Genomic DNA, 21,244 nt, shown 5'->3' on the forward strand with positions numbered 1-21,244 from the left:
GCCGGGCCGGCACGGCGCCGGGGCGCGGCGGGGCGGCCAGGCCGCCGGAGAGGCCACGGCCGGCGCGGGCGCCGCCGCACAGCGCGTGGATGCGCGGGATGATCTGCTCGCGGACCGACCGGATGCTCTCCGCCACGCTGCCGACGTTGGCCGGCTTGGTCACGTAGTCGCTGGCGCCGGCGGAGAGCGCGTCGAGGGTGGCCGTCGCGCCGGCCGCGGTGAGCGTGCTGAACATGATGACCGGCAGCCGGGCGTACTGCTGGCGGATCGCCCGCATGGTCTGCAGCCCGTCCATGATCGGCATCTCGATGTCGAGGGTGACGAGATCGGGGCGCAGCTGTTCGATCTTCGTGAGCGCGACCTTGCCGTTGGGGGCGGTCCCGACCACGCGGATCTCCGGGTCGTCGCCCAGCGCGTCGGTGATCAGACGCCGGACGACGACCGAGTCGTCCACGACCAGAACCGAGATCACGCGGGTTGCCTCCAGCACCGGGGGCCACGGCACTTGCGAGGCCCGTACGTTCCAGCGGGCTAATCGGCGCCGCCACCGGCGTGGATAAGGAAATTCCCAAAAGAACCGCCGCTGCCCGGAGCATTCCGGACAGCGGCGGTGGTCTACGGCGTCAGCCCGCGAGCGGGCCCATCGCGGTGAAGTACGGGTCGAGCAGGCGGCGGGCGGTCGCCGAGTCGAGCAGGTCCTGCACCATGAGGGCCTGCAGGGCGCCGCTGAGCAGGTTCCACATCCCGCCGGCCCGGTCGGGCACGGGCACGCCCGAGCGGTCCAGCGCCTGCACGAGCAGGAGCTGGGCGGCGGCGCCGGCCCGCACGCGACCGGAGAGGAAGACCGCCCAGGAGGCGGAGTGCACGGCCGGGGCCCAGTCGGTCAGGCCCGGGCGGGCGCTGTCGGTGACCTTGTTGAGCCGCTGCTTCTCGGCCGGCGACAGGGCGCCGACGCGGGTCAGCAGGCGCCGCACGTCCTCGGCCTGCGGGCCCAGGTCGTGCTCGCGCTCGGGCAGGGCGCGCATCGCGGCGATGAAGGGGGCGCTGAGCCGGCGGCGGGACTCGTCGGAGAGCAGCTCGCGCAGGTAGGCGGCCGCGGCCGCGTCGGAGAGCACGCCGGTCGCCTTGCTGGCCACCGGGCTCTGCCGCTGGCGCGGGGCGCGGGCCTGCGGGGTGGGCATCGTCGCCTGCTGCGCCGGGGGCTTGCCCCAGGTCCAGTCGAGCACGTCGTACCGCAGGCAGTGCAGCAGCCCGTCGAGGGTGCCCAGCGGCGCCCGCTCGATCACGGTCAGCGTGCCGGCGTCGGCCACCGACGCGCGCCGCTCCTGGGCCGCGGCGTCCACGTCGCGCCAGAGGTCGACGCGGTCCCAGTCGTCGTCGGACCGGACGTCCGCAATGGCCGGGAGGTCACTCTGCGTAAGAGTGAGGCTGCGAAGCAGCACATCGGCCGCGGCCGATCCGCCCTGCAGACGGGAGAGGTCGAAACCGAGGACGGGGGCGCTCACCAGGCTGTACATGGCAACTAGTCTGCAACGCACCTGCACCCCGGTCTGTCCGCCGAATGGGCCGGGGGCGACGCCCGGGCAGTAGCCCAGCGTCACCCCCGGTGTCATCCGACCGGCATCGTCAGATCCTGAACCGGGCCACCAGCGAGCGCATCTCGCTCGACATCCGCGACAGATCGGCGGCCGCGCGTTGCGCCTCGGACACGTTGCGTGACGTGTTCTGGGTCGCCGCGGCCACCGTCGAGACGTTGTTGGCGATCTCGGCCGAGCCGGTCGCCGCCTCGCTGACGCTGCGGTTCATCTCGTTCGTGGTGGCCGTCTGCTCCTCCACCGCCGAGGCGATGGTGAGCTGGTAGTCGTTGATCCGCGAGATGATCTGGCCGATCTCGCCGATCGCGGCCACCGCGCCGGTGGTGTCGGCCTGGATGGCCTCGACCCGCCGGGAGATGTCTTCGGTGGCCCGCGCGGTCTCCTGGGCGAGCTCCTTGACCTCGTTGGCCACGACCGCGAAGCCCTTGCCCGCCTCGCCGGCCCGGGCCGCCTCGATGGTGGCGTTGAGGGCCAGCAGGTTGGTCTGCTCGGCGATCGAGGTGATCACCTTGACCACGTTGCCGATCTCGGTCGAGGACTCGCCGAGCCGGCTGACCGCCTGGTTGGTCGACTCGGCCGCCATCACCGCCTGCGACGCGACCTTCGCCGCCTCGCTGGCGTTCTGCGCGATCTCGCGGATCGACAGGCCCATCTCGTCGGCGCCGGCCGCCACCGTCTGCACGTTGCGCGAGACCTCCTCGGCCGCGGCCGCGACCACGTTGGCCTGGTCGCTGGCCTCGCCGGTGCCGGAGGCGATCTGCGCGCTGATCCCGGTCAGCTGGCCGGCCGAGGCGGCCAGCGAGGTGGCGGTGGAGTCCATGGTGTGCACGGTGTCGCGCATGCTCTCGGTGGCCCGGTTGAGCGCGCCGGCCATCACGCCGACCTCGTCGCTCGAGCGCACCTCGACCTTGATGTTCAGGTCGCCGTTGGCCACCGCGTCGAGCACCTGGGAGACCCGGCGCAGCGGCACGACCACGAGCGAGGTCACCCACAGCCCGATGCCGAACGCGGCGATCAGCCCGATCACGGCCGCCGTGATCATCCACATGCGGCTGCTCTTGTAGTCGCTCTCCGCGCCGGTCTGCCAGGCGATGGCCTCGGCGACGTCCGCACTCTGCATGCGGCTGATCGCCGCGATCGCCTTGGTCAGCAGCGGCTGGCCCTTGGTCGCCATGATCTGGACGTACCCGGCGATGTCACCGTTGGCGACGGCGGGGCTCGCCTCGGTGTCGCGCACGGTGCGGTAGCCCTGCACCGACTGCTCGATCGTGGCGAGCTCGTTGTCGCGGTCGGCCGGGGCGGCCTCGCGGTAGCGGCTGATCGCGTCGGCGAGCTCGATGTCGGCCGCCTTGCGCTGGTCCGCGTCCAGCGAGCCGAGGATGTCGGCGATGCCCTGGCGCATGTCGGCCAGGGCCACGAACTGCTTGTTCTTGGCGGTGAACTGCCGCATCTTGTCGTTGGCGCTGCTCAGCGCGCTCAGCCCGACAAAGGTGATCACGATCGTGACGATGCCGCCGACCGCGATGGCCGCGAGGACCTTGGCCCGCACGGACCGATTGGTGAACCAGCTCATCTATTCCTCGCGGTTGTTGCTGGAGCCAGGGGGGTTGGTGTTCACGGCCTTCGTCGTGTCGAGGGCCAGCAGCAGGCGCCCGTCGAGCTTGAAGGCGCCGGTGATGAGGTGGCGGGCCCGGCCCTGCAGCGTGTCCGGCGGCGGCTCGAACGTGTCGTCCTGCAGCGTCACGACCTCGCCGATGCGGTCGACGAGCAGCGAGACCGACTCTTCCTCGGTCTTGACGATCACGTTCATGGCCGGCTCGGCGGACTTGGTCCGCGGCGGCAGGCCCAGCTGGACCCGCAGGTCGACCGCGGCGATCACCTGACCGCGCAGGTTGAACAGGCCGCCGACGGACTCCGGGGCGAGGGGGACGGGGGTGTACTGGTCGAAGGAGAGGACCTCCTGGACCTTGGCGACGTCGAGGCCGAACAACTGGTCGGCGACCTCGAAGGTGGCGTACTGACGGCTGGCCATGGGTCAGGCTCCGGCGGGCTGGTAGGTGTTGAGGTCGGCCTCGGATCCGCTGTGGTACGGATCGTGCTGCTCGTAGGGGTCCATGGAGGTGTGGAACAGCGGGTCAGCGGCCAGGATGGCCCGCCGCACGTCCAGCAGCTCGGTGACCCGCTGCTGGATGACGGCCGAGCCGAGCAGGCCGTCGTCGCCGAAGTCGCGGCGCGAGTCGTCGAGGCCCTCCTCGACGATGTCGAGGATCTTCTCCACCGCGAGCGCCACCGAGCGGCCGTTCTCGGTGTAGACGACCACCGGGACCGTCGAGCCGGGCTCGGTCTCATAGGCGCCCAGCAGGTGCGACAGGCGCAGGACCGGCAGGATCTGGTCGCGGTACTGCACGACCTCCCGGCTGCCTGTGCGCTCGATGCGGTCGATCGGGAACTCCTCGAGCCGGGTGACCATGTCCAGCGGGATGGCCACGCGCCGGTCGCCGACCCCGGCGATGAGCAGCCGGTCGGCGTTGCCGCCACCGCGGCGGACCGTGGTGTCGACGTCGGTGCGCTCGCCGCCGGCGGCCAGGTGGGCCCGCCGGGCCAGCGAGGCCACGTCGAGGATGAGCGCGACCCGGCCGTCGCCGAGCAGGGTGGCCCCGGCGTAGACCCCGATGTCCTTGAACCGCGAGGTCAGCGGCTTGACCACGACCTCCTCGGTGTTGAGCACCCGGTCGACGACCAGCCCGAAGCGCTTGCCCTCGGCCTGCAGGACGGCGACGTAGACGTCGGTGTCGTGCTCGCCGTCGCGGGCCAGGCCGAGGGTGTCGTCGAGGTACACCAGCGGCAGCAGCTTGCCGCGCAGGCGGTACACCGGGGCGCCCATCGCGTGCTCGACCACCCGGCCGGACTGGCCGTCCAGGTAGACCAGCTCGTGCACGGCGACCTGCGGGATGACGTACCGCTCCCGCCCGCACTCGATCGTGAGGGCCTGGATGATGGCCAGGGTCAGCGGGATGGTGAGCCGCCAGGTCGTGCCGTGCCCGACCACCGAGTCGACGTCGACCGCGCCGCCGATGCGCTCGATGTTGGTCTTCACCACGTCCATGCCGACGCCGCGGCCGGAGACGTTGGTGACCGCCTTGGCGGTGGAGAAGCCGGGCCGGAAGACCAGCGCGAGGATCTCCCGCCGGTCCATCGCGGCGAGCTGGTCGCGCGAGACGAGGCCCTTCTCCACGGCGATCCGGGCGATCTTGTCCGGGTCGATGCCGGCGCCGTCGTCGCGCACCTCGACGATGACGTGGCCGCCCTCGTGGTACGCCCGCAGGGTCAGCGTGCCCTCGGCCGGCTTACCGGCGGCGACGCGGTCCTCCGGGGTCTCGATGCCGTGGTCGACCGCGTTGCGCACGAGGTGCGTCAGCGGGTCCTTGACCGCCTCCAGCAGCGAGCGGTCGAGCTCGGTCTCCTTGCCCTCCTGGGCCAGCTTGATCTGCTTGCCGAAGGTCGAGGACAGGTCCCGCACGACCCGGGGCAGCTTCGACCAGAGGTGGTCGATCGCCTGCATGCGGGTCTTCATCACCGATTCCTGCAGTTCCGAGGTGATGAGGTTGAGCCGCTGGCCGGTGCGGGTCATGGCCGGGTCGGCCACCCCGCCGATCGCCCGGACCAGCTGGTTGCGGGTCAGCACCAGCTCGCCGACGAGGTTCATGAGCTTGTCGAGCAGGTCGACGTCGACGCGGATCGACTGGTCGGCCACGCTGCGACGGGACACGGCGTCATCGCCCGCCTCCGGCGCGGGGCCGCCCGACGGCGCCGGCGGCTTGGCGGCCGGGGGCGGCGGGCCGGCGGACTTCGGCGCGTCCGCGGCCGACGGGGCGGCGGGCTTCGGCACGTCTGCGGCTGGCGGCGGGGTGGCTGCCGGAGCCGGCGTGGGGGCCGGCGGCGGCACGGGAGGCTCCACGACGGCGATGACCGGCTCGACCACGATCACCTCGACCGGCGGCGGCTGCTCGACGACCGCCTCGACGATGGGGACGGCAGGCGCGGCGGGCGGCGTGGCCGGGGCGGCGGGCGCGGCCGGGGCGGCAGCGACAACCGGGGCAATCGGGGCAGCGGGCGTGGCCGGGGCGGCGGGCGGCGTGGCTAGGACGGCGGGCGCCTTGGGGGCGCCGGAGCCGTCGGTGATGCAGGCGTTGACCGCCGCGACCACCTCGGAGTCGTCGCCCGGCAGCTCCTGGCCGTTCTCCTCGATCTCGGCGAGCAGGCCGCGGACCGTGTCCACCATGCGCAGCAGGGCGTCGGTGGTCGCCGGGGTCATCTCCTGGGCGCCGTCGCGCAGCCGGGACAGCAGCGACTCGCCGACGTGCGTCACGCGCTCCAGGCGGTTGAACGCGAGGAAGCCCGAGGTGCCCTTGATCGTGTGGATCGTCCGGAAGATCGAGGAGAGCAGCTCGCGCGAGCCCGGCTGGGCCTCGAGCGCGACCAGGTCTCGGTCCAGCTGGTCGAGGTTCTCGTGGGACTCCACGAGAAACTCCTGGACAATGTCACCCAACTCGCTCACGGCCAGGCGCTCCTTTCGACCCCGCGCGGGGACACGACAGGCATCGGGACGAACCCCGCGGCTCGCACCCACTGGGACAATCGGCACTCGCGATGGCCGGTGAAGAAGATTCGTCGCGATTGGGTGCCCGCGCCACTACGCGGGGTAAACGGCCCTGCCCTGCGGAAAAACGGGCGGTCAGGCCAGTTCCGCCGGGCGGGGGCCGGCGTGCGGGTCGCGCCGCACGAGCGTGGCCTGGCGGATCAGCCGGCGGGCCGTGCTCAGCCGCGGCTCGCAGGTCACCAGGGTCAGCAGCGGGCTCGACCCGGGCGGCGGCGGGCCGAGCACACCGGCCTCCTCCGGGCGCACCACGCGGGCCTCGACGACGCGGTACACGAGCCAGGTGTCGCCGGTCTCCAGGACCACCGGGTCGCCGACGCGGAGCCGGTTGAGCGCCCAGAACACGCCCGGGTAGCGGGCGCCGGCGATGCCGGTGTTGCCGGCCGCGCCGATGGGCGCCGTGCCGGGGATGTGGCCGGGGCCGAGCCGCAGCGCGGCGTCGTCGGCGCCGTCCACCACCACGAGGTCGATGCCGAGCGTCGGCAGGTGCAGGCGGGCCAGCGGGACGGCCGGGCCCGAGTGCGGCTCCTCGGCGAGCGCGCCGAAGGGCATGGTCACCGGGGCGGGTGCGGCCACGGCGGCGCGGCCCGGGCCGGCCATCCTCGGCACGGCGGCGGCCGGCTGGGCGACGCCGGCCGGCCACTGGCGGGAGAGCCGCTGCTGGGCGGCGTTGATCTCGCGCGTGCGCCCCCACCAGGTCCACGCCACGGTCCCGGCCGTCGCCAGGCCGGTGAGCAGGAGGAGTACCGCCGAGGCCAGAACCGCCCGGGCCACCCGGTCCTGGCGTTTCCCCATGAATACACTATAAGTGGATCAACCGACCCACGCGGCGGCCTCGGCCGGCTGATCCTGCTTGCACCCCCTTGCACAACCCACCTGCACCGCTCGTCCCGGTGAATGAGTGTGTGCGAATCTGGCTGTGGTTTCTCGTGAGCGCCGTGGTGGCGTCGGCGGTCGCCGCCGCGGTCTCCCCCGACGGTGACGGGCTGCCCAACCTGGTGGTGCTGCTCGTCAGCATCGCCGCGGCGGTCGCCGGGCTGCGCCGGCACCGGCCCGAGCCCGCGGCCGCGTGGTGGCTGCTGGTGGCCGGGGTGTCCGTCTCCGCGGCCAGCACCGCCGTCACCACGCTGGTGCCCGGCGCACCGCAGGCCTTCCAGTCCGGCTACATGTTCTGCTACCCGTTGACCGGGGCCGGGCTGTGGCTCATCGCCCGGCGGCTGCGCCCGTGGACCTCGACGCGGCTCATGGACGCGGTCATCGTGATGCTGGGGATCGCGCAGCTGACGTGGGTCCTGGTGCTGTACCCCCTGTTGCACCGCAGCGACCTGGACCGCATGACCACGATCGGCATCACCACCCTCGCGGTCTGCCAGATGCTGCTCGTCGCGCTGCTGTTGCGGGTCGTCTTCGCCGTGGGCCCGGGCACCGCCGCGCTGCTCACCGTCGGCTCGGCCACCGCGATGGTGCTCACCGACGTGAGCTACAACGCGATCCTGATCGCCGGCCACGGCTCCGCGGTGCGCAGCTTCGCCACCTCGGCCGGCTGGCTCACCTGGACGTTCCTGCTCGCCGCCGCGCTGCTGCACCCGGAGGTCGGCACGGTGGCCAACCGATCCCGGGTCATCGGCGAGGACCGCGGCACCCCGATCGCCGGCTTCATCGCCCTGGCCCTGCTCGGCCCCTGCGTGGTCGTCGTCGACCTGATCCTGCGCCCGGGCACGGACTCCTGGCAGCACGCGCTCGTGCCCACCATCATCACCGCCGCCCTCATGGTGGCGATGGTGCTGCGTCTCGGCCGGGCCCTGCGCGACCGGGTGCGGCTGCAGCAGGAGCTCGCCTTCCGCGCCCAGCACGACGTGCTCACCGGCCTCGCCAACCGCGAGCTGTTCCGCAGCAGCCTGCAGGACGACATCGATGCCGGCGGCGAGGTCGGCCTGCTCATCATCGACCTCGACGGCTTCAAGGACGTCAACGACACCCTCGGCCACCCGGCTGGCGACGAGCTGCTGCTGACCGCCAGCGAGCGGCTGCGCCGCACCGCCGGCTCGTCCCGGGCGTCCCTGCTGGCCCGCCTCGGCGGCGACGAGTTCGCGGTCATCTGCCCGCCGGACGCGCTCGACGAGCTCTCGGCGGCGCTCGTGGTGCAGCTGGCGCGGCCGTACCGCGTGGCCGGCCGCGAGCAGCGCATCAGCGCCAGCATCGGGGTCTACGCCGGCACCCCGGCGAGCACGGGCGAGGCACTGCAGAGCGCGGACATCGCGCTCTACGCCGCCAAGGAGGCCGGGCGCAACCGGGCCGTGCGCTACCACCCCGGCCTGCGCGAGGCCCACGTCGCCCACACCGTGCTGGCCGACCGGCTGCGCGCCGCGGTCGAGGCCGGCACCGGCTTCGCCATGCACTACCAGCCGGTCGTCGACGTGCACACCAACCGGATCACCGCCGTCGAGGCCCTGCTGCGCTTCACCGCCCCCGACGGGACTTCGGTGTCGCCGGCCGTCTTCGTGCCGGTCGCCGAGGAGATCGGCCTCATCGGCCACCTCGGTGCCTGGGTGCTGGAGCAGGCCTGCACCGACGCCAAGGCCTGGCACGAGGAGTACGGCATCTCGGTCACCGTGAACGTCTCGGGCCGTCAGCTGCGCAACCCGCAGTTCGCCGACGAGGTCCTGGCCGCGCTCAAGCGCACCGGCCTGCCGGGGGCCGCCCTGGTCCTCGAGATCACCGAGACGGTCCTGGTGACCGCCTCGATCGAGCAGACCGCCGAGGTGAGCCGCCGCCTGGCCCGCCTGCGCGCGTTCGGCATCCGCATCGCCATCGACGACTTCGGCACGGGCTACTCGTCCCTGGCCTACCTGCGCACCCTGCCCCTCGACGTGCTGAAGATCGACCGTGCGTTCGTCTCCCGCATCGAGGAGCGCCAGGACAAGGCCCTCTTCCGCGCCGTGGTGGAGCTGGCCCGCAGCATGTACCTCCAGCCGGTCGCCGAGGGCGTGGAGACCACCGGCCAGGCCGGCGTGCTGCGCGAGCTGGACTGCGGCCTGGCCCAGGGCTTCCTCTTCGCCCGCCCGCTGCCGGCCCCGAGCCTGGCCGCCCTGCTGTCGGAACGCGCCGCCACCGTGGCCGCGTAAGGCCAGGCCCGGCCGCCCTGCTGTCGGGGCACGCCGCCGCGTTGCGGCCTGAGGTCAGGTTCGGCCCTCGGCCTCCTGGGCCTGCTGCAGGGTCGAGGAGTGCGGCACCCAGTCGGCGAGGCGCACCGGGTACCCGAGGCCGCGCAGCCGCTCCACCACCGCCGGGTCGTCGTCGACCACGACCTCGATCGGCGACTCACCGGCCAGCCGGGCCAGCTGCCGGGCCTTGTAGTCGCGGGCCGGCCTTCGATCGTTGGCCGGGCGCATGAACAGCAGCTCGGCGGGGAGGCCGGCGTCGCGCAGCCAGCCGGCGGTGACCTCGCGCAGGTACTCGGGCCTTCCGGTGAGCCAGACCAGGACGTGGCTCTGCGCGTACTCCTTGGCCAGTTGCACGCCCTCCTGCAGGACGGGGTCGCGGTCGGCGGCGGCGAAGAAGCGGCCCCAGTCCTTGGGCCGGCGCTCGAGGTACTTGAGCCGGTGCCGCACGTCGGCGACGACCCCATCGATGTCGAACACGGCCAGCGACGCCTCCATGCGCCCAGTCTTCCAGGCCGTCCGATACCGGGGCGCAACGCGGCGGGACCTGCGGCTGCGGGCGCCGCCACGCTCGGCACCACGGGTCCGGCGCGCGAGCAACCCGCTGGCAACGGCCGGCGAACCGGCGGCGCACCGAGCGCCGCGGAGTCTGGAGCGGTCAACGACCTCGCGCGACCGACCCCGAGGAGCCCGACCGATGCGCCATTCCCTCCGCGCCACGCTCATCGCGGCCGTCGCGACCGCCGGGCTCGCCGGGGCCGGCACGCCCGCCCTCGCCGCGCCCGAGGGAGAGATCCTCGGGGCGAACGACGCCGGGGCGATCCGCGGCCGGTACATCGTCGTGTTCAAGGACTCCGTCGCCGCCGACGCGACCGCCGCCACCGCCAGCCGGCTGACCGCGCGCTTCGGCGGGCAGGTGCGCCGCTCGTTCGGCCAGACCCTCAAGGGCTTCTCGGCGCAGCTGTCCGAGCGGACCGCGCGCCGCCTGGCCGCCGACCCGCTCGTCGACTACGTGCAGCAGGACAAGACCGTCGAGATGGCCGAGACCGAGGCCGGCGCGCCGTGGGGGCTGGACCGCATCGACCAGGCGAGCCGGCCGCTGGACGGCCGCTACACGTACAACAACACCGGGGCCGGCGTCACCGCGTACGTGCTCGACACCGGCATCCGCACGACGCACTCGGAGTTCGGCGGACGGGCCCGCTCGGGGTACGACTTCGTGGACAACGACACCGACGCGAGCGACTGCCACGGGCACGGCACCCACGTCGCCGGCACCATCGGCGGGGTCACCTACGGCGTGGCCAAGGCCGTCTCCCTGGTCGGCGTGCGCGTCCTGAACTGCGAGGGCTCCGGGTCGTACTCCGGGATCATCGCCGGCATCGACTGGATCACGGCCAACGCGCAGAAGCCCGCCGTGGTCAACATGAGCCTCGGCGGCGACGCGGACGGCTCGCTCGACCAGGCCGTGCGCAACTCGATCGCCTCGGGCGTGACCTACGCGCTGGCCGCCGGCAACTCCAACGTCGACGCGTGCAACGTCTCCCCGGCCCGCACCGCGGAGGCGATCACGGTCGGCGCCACGGACAGCAACGACCAGCGCGCCCCGTTCTCCAACTACGGCCCGTGCCTGGACATCTTCGCCCCGGGCGTCGCCATCCTCAGCGCCGGCATCGCCAGCGACACCGCGACCAAGGTCATGAGCGGCACGTCGATGGCCACCCCGCACGTGGCCGGCGCCGCCGCGCTGCAGCTGGCGTCCGACCCCCGGGCGACCCCGGCCCAGGTGCGCGACGCCCTCGTCGGCGCCGCGGTCAACGGCGCCCTCATCAACGCCGGCTCCGGCTCCCCGAACCGCCTGCTGCAGGCCGTCTCGCCGGCCGCCGCCCCGGTGCAGGAGCAGGCCCCCGTCACCACCGCCCCGGCCGCAACCACCCCGGCCACCATCCCCGCGACCACCCCCGCCGCGGTCCCCTGCAACGTCAGGACCAACGGCACCGGCGTCGCCATCCCGGACCGCCGCTCGGCCACGAGCGCCGTCACGGTGACCGCCTGCCCCGGCAAGGCCTCCGCCGCGGCCAAGGTCGAGGTGCACGTGGCCCACGCCAAGCGCGGCGACCTGGCCGTCGAGCTGATCGCCCCGAACGGCGCGGTGAAGCGGCTGAAGGCGGCCAACAAGCGCGACAACGCGGCCGACCTCAACGCGGTGTACACCGTGAACCTGGCCAACCGGCTGCGCAACGGCACCTGGAAGCTGCGGGTGACCGACTCGTACAAGGGCAACGCCGGCCGCCTGGGCTCCTGGACGCTCACCCTCTGATCGCGCGGGCCGCACGGAAATATCCGCCCACTCGAAGACCGGTATATCGAACACCGGTATATCGGAAAATCAGCCGGAACCGGCCCGTCGCTCCACCGTCTGCACCAGCCGCGAAGCGACCGTCGTCAATGGCAGATCCAGGCGCTGGGCCGTGCTGCGCAACACGTCCAGCGCCGCGTTGGCCGAGCACGCGCGCTGGACCATCATGATGCCGACGGCCCGGTTCACGGTCTCGCCGTCGACCAGGGCCTCGCGCAGCTCCGCGTGGGCGCCGGCCCGGCGGCCGCGGTCCAGGACGGCCGAGAGCAGCAGGCCCGCGTGCTCGGCGACCAGCATCGCGGCCAGCCCCACGTCGGTGGTGAAGTGGCCGGGCTCGGCCGAGTAGACGGTCAGCGCCCCGATCACCTGCTCGTCGATGTCCACCGCCACGGCGAGGACCGCCTTCACGCCGGCGGCCAGCGCGCGCGGGCGCCACTGCGGCCAGCGGTCCTCGGCGGCCAGGTCGTCGGCGAGGATCAGGTCCCGTGTGCGGATGGCCTCCATCGAGGGGCCGGTGCCGCTGTCGTACTGCATGTCGAGCAGCGAGTCCGGCAGGCCCGAGGACGCCGCCGCGGTGGACGGGCCACCCGAGCGGACGAGGGTGACCGCGCACCACGATGCGCCGTCAACGAGGTCGGCGGCGGTCTCGACGAGATCCTCCAGTGCCTCGTCGAGGTCGTCGCTGGCAATGAGCCGGGCGGTGAGCTGGCGCAGTACGGCGGCGATCTCCACGGTGTGGAGGTCTGTCACGGCTCCCCCTTCATCAAGGCCGGGGGCGTACTACCCGTCGAGCCGAACTCTCAACCGTCCAGGAGCGCCCGCCTCAGCCCGTCGAGGGTCCGGCTCAGCAGCCGGGAGACGTGCATCTGGGAGATGCCCAGGTCGGCAGCGATCTGGGCCTGGGTGCGGTTGCCGTAGAAGCGCAGCGACAGAATCCGCCGCTCGCGCTCGGGCAGCCGGGCGATCAGCGGCTTGATCGCCTGCCGGAACTCGACGCCGTCGATGTCGCGGTCGTCGTCGCCGAGCACGTCGGCCAGGGTGCCGGCGTCGTCGTCGCCGCCGAGGGGGGCGAAGAGCGACACCGGGCGGTACGCCGAGGAGGCCACCAGCGCCTCCAGCACCTGCTCCTCGTCGATGCCGAGGTGCTCCGCGACGTCCTTCGGGGTGGGCGAGCGACCGAGCCGCTGGCCGAGCGCGTCGCGCACCCGGTTGATCTCGATGCGCAGCTCCTGCAGCCGGCGAGGAACGTGCACGCCCCAGCCCTTGTCGCGGAAGTACCGCTTCAGCTCCCCCACGATCGTCGGCGTGGCGTAGCCGCCGAAGTCGGTGCCGTAGTCCGGGTCGAAGCCCTCGATCGCCTTCATCAGGCCGAGCGCGGCCACCTGGCTCAGGTCGGCGGGCGACTCCCCCATGCCGTGGAACCGGCGGGCCAGCCGGTCGGCCAGCGGCAGGCTGTGCGCCACCGCTCGGTCACGCAGGGCGCCCCGGCGCGGGTCGCTGCGATCCATCGCGGCCGCCTGGCGCAGCAGCTCGTTGACCGTGGTCCACTGGCTCGGCGGCTCGGCGTCCTCCGCCGCCTCCTCGCGCACCGGCGGGGCGCCGGGTGGCGGATCGTCGTACGCCCGCAGCTGCTTCGCGGCGCCGATGATCTCCAGGACGTCGAGGACGAGGTCGCTCGCGCCGGGCGCGCGCAGAGCCCCGCCCCGCTCCTGGGCCTCGTTCTGGGCCCGTAACAGCGTGTCCGCCGCCGCGCAGTCCAGCAGGCGCAGCCGGGACAGGTCCACGGTGAGCTTGAGCTGCCCGGCGTCGAGGCGCCGCGACAACGCGACCCGCAGGCCGACGCTCGCCGAATAGTCGAGGATTCCCCAGGGTCGAAGGACCTCGTCGTCCCCATTCCGCCAGGTGTCCAGTGCAGGTACCGAATCCGTAGGCATTGTCTCCATGGCGGAGACTCCCCCTAATCTGCTCAGGCGGATTTGCTTTCCGGATTACTGTACGCACCATTTCCCGCGCAATTACAAAGCGAAAGGATGAGTTCGCGGGTGAGCTTTTTAAATGCGCAATGTCGCCCATACAACTTTTCCGTCGGGCACCGGGGTACACCCCCACGCCCGGGTGAGGGCGCTCACCACCAGCAGCCCGCGGCCGTCCTCGCGCAATTCGCCGGCGTCCTTTTCGTCGTCGGCGGGCCGGCCGCCGAGGCGGGGCTGGCCGGGGGCGTGGTCGCGCACCGAGATGTGCAGCAGGCGCCGGTCCCGGGCCACGCCGACCTCCATCTCCGTCCCGGCGTGCCGCAGCACGTTGCTGACCAGCTCGGTCACGACCAGCTCGGCGACGTCACGGACCCGCTGCACGCCCCAGCGCGAGCAGGCCCGCCCGACGAGATGCCGGGCCGCGGCGGTGGCGTCGAGCATCGGCTGCAGCGTGAGGCGCATCCGCTCCGCCGGTTCGTCCTTGGCCCTGGCGGTACGTCCCGTGCCCGCGCTGGCCAGGGCGGCGTCCGTGGTCGGGAAGACCGGGACCAGCCGGGCGACCGCCATCCGGTCCAGCGCCGAGGCGAGCTGCGGAGGCGCGGCGGCGAGGGTCATCGCGCTGCCCGGCCAGGCCGCGGCGTGCTGGGCGAGCGCCGGGAGCACGGTCAGCGCCACGTCGTCGCGGTGGCGCAGGTCGGCGACGTCCAGAACGATCATGGAGGGCTCGGCGGCCAGGCAGGCCAGCACCGCCGAGCGCAGCGACGGCGAGCTGTCCACGTCGAGCACACCGTCGAGGCGCACGACGGTGGCGTCACCCCGGCGCTCGACGCGGGCTCGCAGGTCTTCCGCCCTCATGGGGTGATGCTCTACCCACCCCCGGCGTTATAAACACCGCAATCCCGGACCCTTGTGCGGGCGCCGGGATCGCGGGAGGTGCGGTCGCGGAGAGTTACACCGGGGTCGGTACCTTGTGCGTGTCCCACATCCGCGTGCACATTTGCAGCACATGATTGTCGGTCAGTGGGGCGAAGTCGCTGTAGTAGAGCCCGAGGGCGAAGAACTCGCGCGGGCTGTGGATGTCGATCACCGTGTCGACGTCGGCGGCGAGCAGGTCGACCGACTCCGCAGCGCACACCGGCGCGGCGAAGACCAGGTGGGCCGGCTTCCCGGCCTGCAGCGCCCGGGCCGCGGCTCGCGCGGTCACTCCCGTGGCGAGCCCGTCGTCCACGACCACGACCACGCGCCCGGCGACATCCGGGGCGGGCCGGGAGCCGCGGTAACGCTCCTGGCGCCGGCGCAGTTCCACGCGCTCGCGCTGCACGGCCGGCGAGAGGTCGTGCACGGTGAGTCCGACGGCGGCGACCGCGCTCAGGTCGAAGACCGCCGGCCCGTTCTCGGCGATCGCGCCGACCCCCTGGTCCGACTGCCACGGCAGCCCGATCTTGCGCGAGATGACCAGGTCGAATTCGGCCCCGATGGTCTCGGCCACGGCGACGCCGACCGGCACACCCCCCTTGGGCAGCCCCAGCACGAGCGGCTCCCGGCGCTGGGCCCCGCCCGCCGCCGTGATCTCGGGCGCGATCTGCTGCAGATGTTGCGCGATGGCGGTGCCGAGCATGCGCCCCGCGGCCGTACGGTCCGCGAACCGCTCGTGTTCAGGAGGCCACATGGCGATACTCCTCCATCCGGCGCTGCACGCTGCACGCGATCCGCAAATCGATCCGCATCAAGCGGACACCCCCTTCGGTCGGCGCGGTGGTCCGGTGCGCCCGAAGCGCTCCAAACCTGTCGCCGCTCTGCCGCGGCGTCGCGCCCGGTGCGAAGCCTACCCCCGCCTGAGCTGGGAAAACTCTACTTTCCGCTACTCCGCTCGGGGTGATCCACCGGCTCGCCGAACCACCGCGACGAATGCGCCGCGTGCGCCCACTGTGACGATCCGTACACCTGCCAGGCTCGGGCTTTGCGGTTATGTCCGGATGCTGGCACATCCGGACATAACCGATTTTTCGCCTGCCGGGCGGCGCGCGCTGCTGTTTCGGCTAAGTCCGATATGCCGGACGCCCAACACCGGCCGATCGGGGCATATCGGACTTAAGGTCTGACAGGGTGTAAATCTGATAAGTCCGTGGCGCGCCGGCGCTCTCACTCGCCACGGTGGCGGCGGGCGCCCAGGAGGGCCGTCGTCGCGGCAGCGCCGGCGAGGGCCGTCACGGCGCCAATGGCGATCAGGTGGTTGAGGCCGTCGGCGAAGCCCTCCTCCGTCGAGGGGAAGGCGCCGAGGACCGCGCCGTACGCCGCGATGCCCACCGCCAGGCCGAGCTGCAGGGCGGTGTTGTTCACGCCTGAGGCGATGCCGACCCGGGACGGCGAGACGTCGACCGCCAAGGAGCCAAGGGCGGGCAGGCCGATGCCGCAGCCCGCGCCGGCGAGGATCAGGCCGGGGACGAGGTGGGACCAGCCGGTGTGGGCGGTGACGCCGAGCATCAGCAGCAGGCCGGCGCCGATCAGGACGAGCGCGGCGCCCACGGTCAGGCGGGGCGGGAGGCGGTCGAGGAAGGGGCCGACCGCCGCGCCGGCGAGCATAATCGGCACCACGATCGGCAGGAACGACAGGCCGGCCGCGATGACGCTCTTGCCGAGGTGGTCCTGGAGGTACACCGAGAAGTAGACGAGCAGGCCGAAGATGCCGGCCTGCACCGCGAAGGAGCCGAGCTGGGTGCCGACGAACCTTCGGTCGGCGAACATCCGCAGGTCGAGCATGGGGGCGTCGAGCCGGCTCTCCACGAACAGGAAGACGCCCAGCAGCAGGACGCCCGAGAGCAGGCCACCGAGGACCAGCGGGTCGGTCCAGCCCCTGGTGGCGCTGCTGCGCCTGACTGACCATGTCATCGGCGCCCTGCGCGATCACGGCTTCGGCGACCGGCTGGCCGGCTACGGGTACACCGTCTTCATCACTACGTCATCGGCTTCGCGAGCCAGGAGACGGCGTTCGGCAAGGGGCCCCGGCAGCGGCTCGACAAGGTCGAGTCGTTCCTGGCGGCGCTTCCCGAGGAGCGGTACCCCGACCTCGCCGCCGTCGCCGGCGAACTCGTCGCCGGGCAGTTCACCGCGCGGTTCGACCTAGGGCTGAGCGCCATTCTCAACCGTCTGGCCGCCGAACTGTCCTTGGCACCGCGGACCCGGCAGGGAGGCCCCCAGGGCCGACCGGTGTCTGACGGGAGCAACGGCCTCTGGTGACGCGGACCTGAGTCCATAAATAACTAATGCGAGAGGCAGTTGATGGTGGCGAGAAGGCTGTTGAGTGACCGGCCTTTCGTCAGGCGCGGATCGGCCAGGGAAAGGCCGTGCACGGACGTGGCGTGCGGGGCGTTCGCGCTGTAGAACACCACCGGGAGATCGGCCGTCGCGCTGTTGTGCCGCAGCAGGTCGATCAGCTCGTCACCGTCCGCGCGGGGCAGATGCAGGTCCAGCACGGCCACGTCGAAGCGTGGATGGTCCGCCGCCACCGACAGGGCCTCCTGCGGGGTGGCGGCGGATATCACGTGATGGCCGCCGATCTGCAGCCTGATGGCGGTGGTCTCGCGGATCTCCGCGTCGTCGTCGATGAGCAGGACTCGCGCCATGGCCGCATATTTCCCTTCCCGAGGGGGTGCAATCCCCCCATCGGTAGGAGCGCGGCGAAATCAAGCCCGCGGGCGGCGCCGCCTGCGCATCACGATCAGGACGACCGCGAGGGCGATGATCACCACCACGGCGCAGCAGCAGCCGATCAGCCCGCCGCCGTAGCTGCGGCGCCGGCGGTCGAGCTCGAGCCCGGCGTCCAGGGCGTCCAGGGTCGCCGGACTGAGATAGCTGTAGACCAACGCGATGAGTGCGCTCATCTCTCGACGGTAACCGGGGCTGTCACGCCCGCAGCCAGGCCGTGGTGTCCGGCGGCAGGCTGCCGTCCGCGGCCAGGTCGCCGCTGGCCAGCAGGACCTCCCCCGGCGGGAGCGGGGCGGGGACCTTGCCGAAGTTGACGATCACCCGGACCCGGCCGTTGCGGAAGTCGAGCCGGTCGGCGGCGTCGTTCCAGGCGACGGTACCGCGACCCAGCCCATGCGTCCGCCGCAGGCGCAGCGCCTCGATGTACATCGACAGGGTCGAGCCCGGCACCCCGCGCTCGCGGTCGGCGGCGAAGCGGGCCCAGTCCGACGGCTGGGGCAGCCAGGACCTGCCGTCCGGGCCGAAGCCGTACGCCGGGGCGTCCGCCTCCCACGGGATCGGCACCCGGGAGCCGTCGCGGCCGCGCACCTCGTGGTGGGAGCGGAACCACGTCGGGTCCTGCCGCACGGCGTCCGGCAGCGCGCTGTGCTCCGGCAGGCCGAGCTCCTCGCCCTGATACAGGTACGCCGAGCCGGGCAGCGAGAGCATGAGCAGCGTGGCCGCCCGGGCCCGGCGCAGGCCGAGGGCCTCGTCCGGCTGCGGGTCGTGCTCGCCGATGCCGCCCTGGGTGGAGTAACCGGCCTCGTAGCCGAGCCGGCTCGCGTGCCGGACCACGTCGTGGTTGGACAGCACCCAGGTGCAGATCGCGCCGACCGGGGCCACCCCGGCCAGGCTGGACTCGATCGCCTCGCGCTGCTTCGCGGCGGTCCACGGGGCCATGAGGTAGTTGAAGTTGAACGCCTGGTGCATCTCGTCCGGCCGCACGTACCGCGCGAGCCGCTCCGCTGGCGCGACCCACGCCTCGCCGACCATCATGCGGTCGCCGGGGTAGCTGTCGAGGACGCGCCGCCACGAGCGGTACACGTCGTGCACCCCGTCCTGGTCCCACATCGGCGGGGTGCGGTGCTCGGCGCCGGGGCTGGTGATCGGCACCTGGGCCGCGGTCCAGTCCGGCAGGCCGCTCTCCTTGATCAGGCCGTGGGCCACGTCGACGCGGAAGCCGTCGACGCCGCGGTCGAGCCAGAAGCGCAGCACGTCCTCGAACATGGCCCGCACCTCGGGCAGGTCCCAGTTGAGGTCGGGCTGGCTGGTGTCGAACAGGTGCAGGTACCACTCGCCGTCGGGCACGCGGGTCCAGGCCGGGCCGCCGAAGACGCTCTGCCAGCCGTTGGGCGGCAGCTCGCCGTCGGAGCCGAGGCCCTTGCTGAAGTGGTACCGGTCGCGGGCCGGGCTGCCGGGGCCGTCCGCGAGCGCCTCCTTGAACCACTCGTGCTCGCTGGAGGTGTGGTTGGGCACCAGGTCGACGACCACGCGCAGGCCGCGCTCCTTGGCCGCGGCCATGAGGGCGTCGAAGTCGGCCAGGGTGCCGAACAGGGGATCGACGTCGCGGTAGTCCGCGACGTCGTACCCGGCGTCGTGCTGCGGCGAACGGTAGAAGGGCGACATCCACAGGGCGTCGACACCCAGCTCGACCAGGTGGTCGAGGCGCGACGCGATGCCGCGCAGGTCACCCATCCCGTCGCCGTCCGCGTCGGCGAACGAGCGCGGGTAGACCTGATAGATCACGGCATCGCGCCACCAGAGCAGCTGACTCACCCCTTGACTCCACCGGCCAGCAGGCCGCGTACGAAATAGCGTTGCAGGGACAGGAACACGACCAGCGGGATGACCATCGACACGAATGCGCCGGAGGTCAGCCGCTGCCAGTCGTTACCCCGGGTGCCGGCGAGCTCGGCGAGCCGCACCGTCAGCGGGCGGTTGCCCTGTCCCGAGGTGAACACCAGGGCCACGAGAAGGTCGTTCCAGATCCACAGGAACTGGAAGATGGTCAGCGACGCCAGCGCCGGCGTGATGAGCGGCAGCACGATCCGCCAGAACGTCGTGGCCGGGCCCGCACCGTCGACTCGGGCCGCCTCGAAAATGTCCTTGGGCAGTTCCACCATGAAGTTGTGCAGCAGGAAGATACCCAGCGGCAGGCCGAAGCATGTGTGCGCGAACCAGACCGCGAAGAATCCGCCACCCAGGTCGGTGAAATTGTTGAGCAGCTTCAGCAGCGGGATGAGGGCCATCTGCAGCGGCACGATCTGCAGCGCGAACACCCCGATGAAGATCCAGTCGCGGCCGCGGAAGTTCAGTTGCGACAGCGCGTACGCCGCCATCGTCGCCAGCGTGACCGAGAACAGCACGGCCGGCACGGTGATGACCAGCGAGTTGATGAAGTAGCTAGCCAGGCGGCCGGACGAGCCGCTGGTGCCGAAGATGACCTCGTTGTAGTTGTCGAGGGTCAGCCTCGGGTGCGAGAAGAACGTCCACCAGCCGGTGGTCTTGATGTCCTCCTCCGGCCGCAGCGACGAGACGAACAGGCCGAAGGTCGGGATCGTCCAGATGAGCGCGATGACGATCGAGATCACACTGGCCGCCCGCGACGCCAGCCGGCGCCGGACGCGGGACGCCATGGTGTCGTCGTCCGAGCGGTGCAGCGGGCTGACCTCGGGCGCGTCGGTGCTGACGGTGCTGCTCATCGGCTCTCCGTTCGGTGCCGCAGTTGCCGGGCCTGGTACACGACGACCGGGATGACCAGGACGAAGAGCAGGACGGCGAGCGCGGAGCCCTTGCCGTCGTCGTAGGAGCGGAAGGCCTGCGTGTACATCTCGAACGCGAGCACGCTGCTCTTGAACTGGCCACCGGTGGAGGTCCGGACGATGTCGAAGACCTTCAGCGTGGCGATGGTGACGGTGACGGTCACGACCACGACCGCGGGGCGGATGCTCGGCATGGTCACGCGCCAGAACATCTGCCACGGGTTGGCCCCGTCGAGCTTGGCGGCCTCGACGATCTCGGCGGGGATCGCCTTGATGGCGGCCGAGAGGATGACCATCGCGAACCCGGCCTGGATCCAGATCATCATCACGATCATGAAGAACGTGTTCCACGGCGAGGTACTCAGGAACTGCTGCGGCTCGAAGCCCATCCAGACCAGGATCTGGTTGAGCAGGCCGATCTGCTCGACCTTCGGGTCGCGGTAGGCGTAGATGAACTTCCAGATGATCGACGCGCCGACGAGGGAGATGGCCATCGGCATGAAGATCAGGGACTTCGACACGACCTCGCCGCGGGCCCGGTCCACCAGGACCGCGTAGAGCAGGCCGAAGCCCGTCGACAGCAGCGGCACGCAGACCACCCAGAACAGGGTGTTGCGCAGCATCAGCAGCGTGTCGTCGTTGGTGAAGATCCAGCTGTAGTTCTCGACGCCGACGAACGCCTTGCTGTCGGCGTCGAAGAACGACAGGTACACCGTGCGCACGAGCGGATAGACCAGCCCGAGGCCGAGCAGGACGAGCGCCGGGCCGAGGAAGCCCATGGCCTGGAGGCGCTCCTTGTGCTTGCCCCACCGGGGCAGGAAGTCGAGCACGAACAGCAGCGCGCCGACGACCACGAGGAAGCCGCCGATGTACATGAGCGCCGGCCAGATCTTGGCGACGTCTTCGGAGAAGTCGTAATCCATAGGGGGTGTCCTCCGACCAGGCGGGTCCGGCGCCGTGGTGCTGTTGGCGCCGGACCCAGACCTCAGCTCA

The 21,244-nt window shown here is 72.0% G+C and carries 19 protein-coding genes; 2 read left to right on the plus strand and 17 right to left on the minus strand.

From position 1 onward, the window contains the following. From AB0M46_RS22170 to AB0M46_RS22195, 6 genes are all read right to left on the minus strand, one after another. The coding region (locus tag AB0M46_RS22170) for a response regulator (RefSeq protein WP_363338761.1) at positions 1-472 on the minus strand (472 nt) is incomplete at its 3' end. 151 nt (positions 473-623) lie between these two features. Then, on the minus strand, positions 624-1,517 hold the full coding sequence (locus tag AB0M46_RS22175) for a hypothetical protein (protein WP_363338763.1): 894 nt from the start codon (positions 1,515-1,517) through the stop codon (positions 624-626). 109 nt (positions 1,518-1,626) lie between these two features. Beyond that, complete coding sequence (locus AB0M46_RS22180) at positions 1,627-3,168, minus strand: methyl-accepting chemotaxis protein (RefSeq protein WP_363338765.1); 1,542 nt, start codon at positions 3,166-3,168, stop codon at positions 1,627-1,629. Next, positions 3,169-3,627: a chemotaxis protein CheW gene (locus AB0M46_RS22185; protein ID WP_363338767.1), complete on the minus strand. Its 459-nt coding sequence runs from the start codon at positions 3,625-3,627 to the stop codon at positions 3,169-3,171. It abuts the gene before it with no gap. A gap of 3 nt (positions 3,628-3,630) precedes the next feature. Beyond that, positions 3,631-6,153, minus strand: a complete 2,523-nt coding sequence (locus tag AB0M46_RS22190) for a chemotaxis protein CheW (RefSeq protein ID WP_363338769.1) — start codon at positions 6,151-6,153, stop codon at positions 3,631-3,633. A gap of 177 nt (positions 6,154-6,330) precedes the next feature. Next, positions 6,331-7,047: a class E sortase gene (locus AB0M46_RS22195; protein ID WP_363338771.1), complete on the minus strand. Its 717-nt coding sequence runs from the start codon at positions 7,045-7,047 to the stop codon at positions 6,331-6,333. A gap of 110 nt (positions 7,048-7,157) precedes the next feature. Here AB0M46_RS22195 and AB0M46_RS22200 point away from each other — a divergent pair, with 110 nt between their 5' ends. Continuing rightward, positions 7,158-9,377: a bifunctional diguanylate cyclase/phosphodiesterase gene (locus AB0M46_RS22200; protein ID WP_363338773.1), complete on the plus strand. Its 2,220-nt coding sequence runs from the start codon at positions 7,158-7,160 to the stop codon at positions 9,375-9,377. A gap of 54 nt (positions 9,378-9,431) precedes the next feature. Here the strand turns inward: AB0M46_RS22200 and AB0M46_RS22205 are convergent, their stop codons facing one another. After that, positions 9,432-9,911 carry a hypothetical protein gene (locus AB0M46_RS22205; RefSeq protein ID WP_363338774.1) on the minus strand — a complete coding sequence of 160 codons (480 nt, stop codon included), beginning with the start codon at positions 9,909-9,911 and terminating at the stop codon, positions 9,432-9,434. A gap of 199 nt (positions 9,912-10,110) precedes the next feature. Here AB0M46_RS22205 and AB0M46_RS22210 point away from each other — a divergent pair, with 199 nt between their 5' ends. Beyond that, positions 10,111-11,733, plus strand: a complete 1,623-nt coding sequence (locus AB0M46_RS22210; protein WP_363338776.1) for a S8 family serine peptidase — start codon at positions 10,111-10,113, stop codon at positions 11,731-11,733. A gap of 69 nt (positions 11,734-11,802) precedes the next feature. Here the strand turns inward: AB0M46_RS22210 and AB0M46_RS22215 are convergent, their stop codons facing one another. The 10 genes from AB0M46_RS22215 to AB0M46_RS22260 form a co-directional block, all read right to left on the minus strand. Then, the gene (locus AB0M46_RS22215; protein ID WP_363338778.1) at positions 11,803-12,522 is read right to left on the minus strand and encodes a GAF and ANTAR domain-containing protein; all 720 of its coding nucleotides are present in this window, start codon (positions 12,520-12,522) and stop codon (positions 11,803-11,805) included. A gap of 50 nt (positions 12,523-12,572) precedes the next feature. Further along, the gene (locus AB0M46_RS22220; protein WP_363338780.1) at positions 12,573-13,715 is read right to left on the minus strand and encodes a SigB/SigF/SigG family RNA polymerase sigma factor; all 1,143 of its coding nucleotides are present in this window, start codon (positions 13,713-13,715) and stop codon (positions 12,573-12,575) included. A gap of 108 nt (positions 13,716-13,823) precedes the next feature. Beyond that, complete coding sequence (locus tag AB0M46_RS22225) at positions 13,824-14,600, minus strand: ATP-binding protein (RefSeq protein WP_363338782.1); 777 nt, start codon at positions 14,598-14,600, stop codon at positions 13,824-13,826. Between the two features lie 94 nt (positions 14,601-14,694). Further along, positions 14,695-15,414, minus strand: a complete 720-nt coding sequence (locus tag AB0M46_RS22230) for a phosphoribosyltransferase family protein (RefSeq protein ID WP_363338784.1) — start codon at positions 15,412-15,414, stop codon at positions 14,695-14,697. Positions 15,415-15,887: 473 nt separating this feature from the next. Continuing rightward, a complete protein-coding gene (locus tag AB0M46_RS22235; RefSeq protein ID WP_363338786.1) occupies positions 15,888-16,634 on the minus strand; it encodes an MFS transporter in 747 nt (248 codons plus the stop codon). 371 nt (positions 16,635-17,005) lie between these two features. After that, complete coding sequence (locus tag AB0M46_RS22240) at positions 17,006-17,368, minus strand: response regulator (RefSeq protein WP_363338788.1); 363 nt, start codon at positions 17,366-17,368, stop codon at positions 17,006-17,008. Between the two features lie 60 nt (positions 17,369-17,428). Further along, positions 17,429-17,626, minus strand: coding sequence for a hypothetical protein (locus AB0M46_RS22245; protein WP_363338789.1), 198 nt, complete (start codon positions 17,624-17,626; stop codon positions 17,429-17,431). A gap of 22 nt (positions 17,627-17,648) precedes the next feature. Continuing rightward, positions 17,649-19,265 (minus strand): glycoside hydrolase family 13 protein, encoded by a 1,617-nt coding sequence (locus AB0M46_RS22250; RefSeq protein WP_363338791.1) that lies wholly within the window; start codon positions 19,263-19,265, stop codon positions 17,649-17,651. Then, positions 19,262-20,125, minus strand: a complete 864-nt coding sequence (locus AB0M46_RS22255; protein WP_363338897.1) for a carbohydrate ABC transporter permease — start codon at positions 20,123-20,125, stop codon at positions 19,262-19,264. The genes AB0M46_RS22250 and AB0M46_RS22255 overlap by 4 nt, the downstream gene beginning before the upstream one ends. A 62-nt stretch (positions 20,126-20,187) precedes the next feature. After that, positions 20,188-21,174: a sugar ABC transporter permease gene (locus AB0M46_RS22260; protein WP_363338792.1), complete on the minus strand. Its 987-nt coding sequence runs from the start codon at positions 21,172-21,174 to the stop codon at positions 20,188-20,190. Positions 21,175-21,244: the final 70 nt, after the last annotated feature.

The organism is Dactylosporangium sp. NPDC051485 (genome assembly GCF_040682015.1).
GTDB lineage: Bacteria > Actinomycetota > Actinomycetes > Mycobacteriales > Micromonosporaceae > Dactylosporangium.

Excerpts from the sequence above, each read along its gene's own strand:
- AB0M46_RS22175 (WP_363338763.1), bottom strand. The coding sequence starts at position 1,517 with ATGTACAGCCTGGTGAGCGCCCCCGTCCTCGGTTTCGACCTCTCCCGT.
- AB0M46_RS22235 (WP_363338786.1), bottom strand. The coding sequence starts at position 16,634 with ATGACATGGTCAGTCAGGCGCAGCAGCGCCACCAGGGGCTGGACCGAC.
- AB0M46_RS22230 (WP_363338784.1), bottom strand. The coding sequence starts at position 15,414 with ATGTGGCCTCCTGAACACGAGCGGTTCGCGGACCGTACGGCCGCGGGG.
- AB0M46_RS22180 (WP_363338765.1), bottom strand. The coding sequence starts at position 3,168 with ATGAGCTGGTTCACCAATCGGTCCGTGCGGGCCAAGGTCCTCGCGGCC.
- AB0M46_RS22240 (WP_363338788.1), bottom strand. The coding sequence starts at position 17,368 with ATGGCGCGAGTCCTGCTCATCGACGACGACGCGGAGATCCGCGAGACC.
- AB0M46_RS22255 (WP_363338897.1), bottom strand. The coding sequence starts at position 20,125 with ATGGCGTCCCGCGTCCGGCGCCGGCTGGCGTCGCGGGCGGCCAGTGTG.
- AB0M46_RS22225 (WP_363338782.1), bottom strand. The coding sequence starts at position 14,600 with ATGAGGGCGGAAGACCTGCGAGCCCGCGTCGAGCGCCGGGGTGACGCC.
- AB0M46_RS22205 (WP_363338774.1), bottom strand. The coding sequence starts at position 9,911 with ATGGAGGCGTCGCTGGCCGTGTTCGACATCGATGGGGTCGTCGCCGAC.
- AB0M46_RS22195 (WP_363338771.1), bottom strand. The coding sequence starts at position 7,047 with ATGGGGAAACGCCAGGACCGGGTGGCCCGGGCGGTTCTGGCCTCGGCG.
- AB0M46_RS22220 (WP_363338780.1), bottom strand. The coding sequence starts at position 13,715 with ATGGAGACAATGCCTACGGATTCGGTACCTGCACTGGACACCTGGCGG.
- AB0M46_RS22185 (WP_363338767.1), bottom strand. The coding sequence starts at position 3,627 with ATGGCCAGCCGTCAGTACGCCACCTTCGAGGTCGCCGACCAGTTGTTC.
- AB0M46_RS22245 (WP_363338789.1), bottom strand. The coding sequence starts at position 17,626 with ATGAGCGCACTCATCGCGTTGGTCTACAGCTATCTCAGTCCGGCGACC.
- AB0M46_RS22210 (WP_363338776.1), top strand. The coding sequence starts at position 10,111 with ATGCGCCATTCCCTCCGCGCCACGCTCATCGCGGCCGTCGCGACCGCC.
- AB0M46_RS22260 (WP_363338792.1), bottom strand. The coding sequence starts at position 21,174 with ATGGATTACGACTTCTCCGAAGACGTCGCCAAGATCTGGCCGGCGCTC.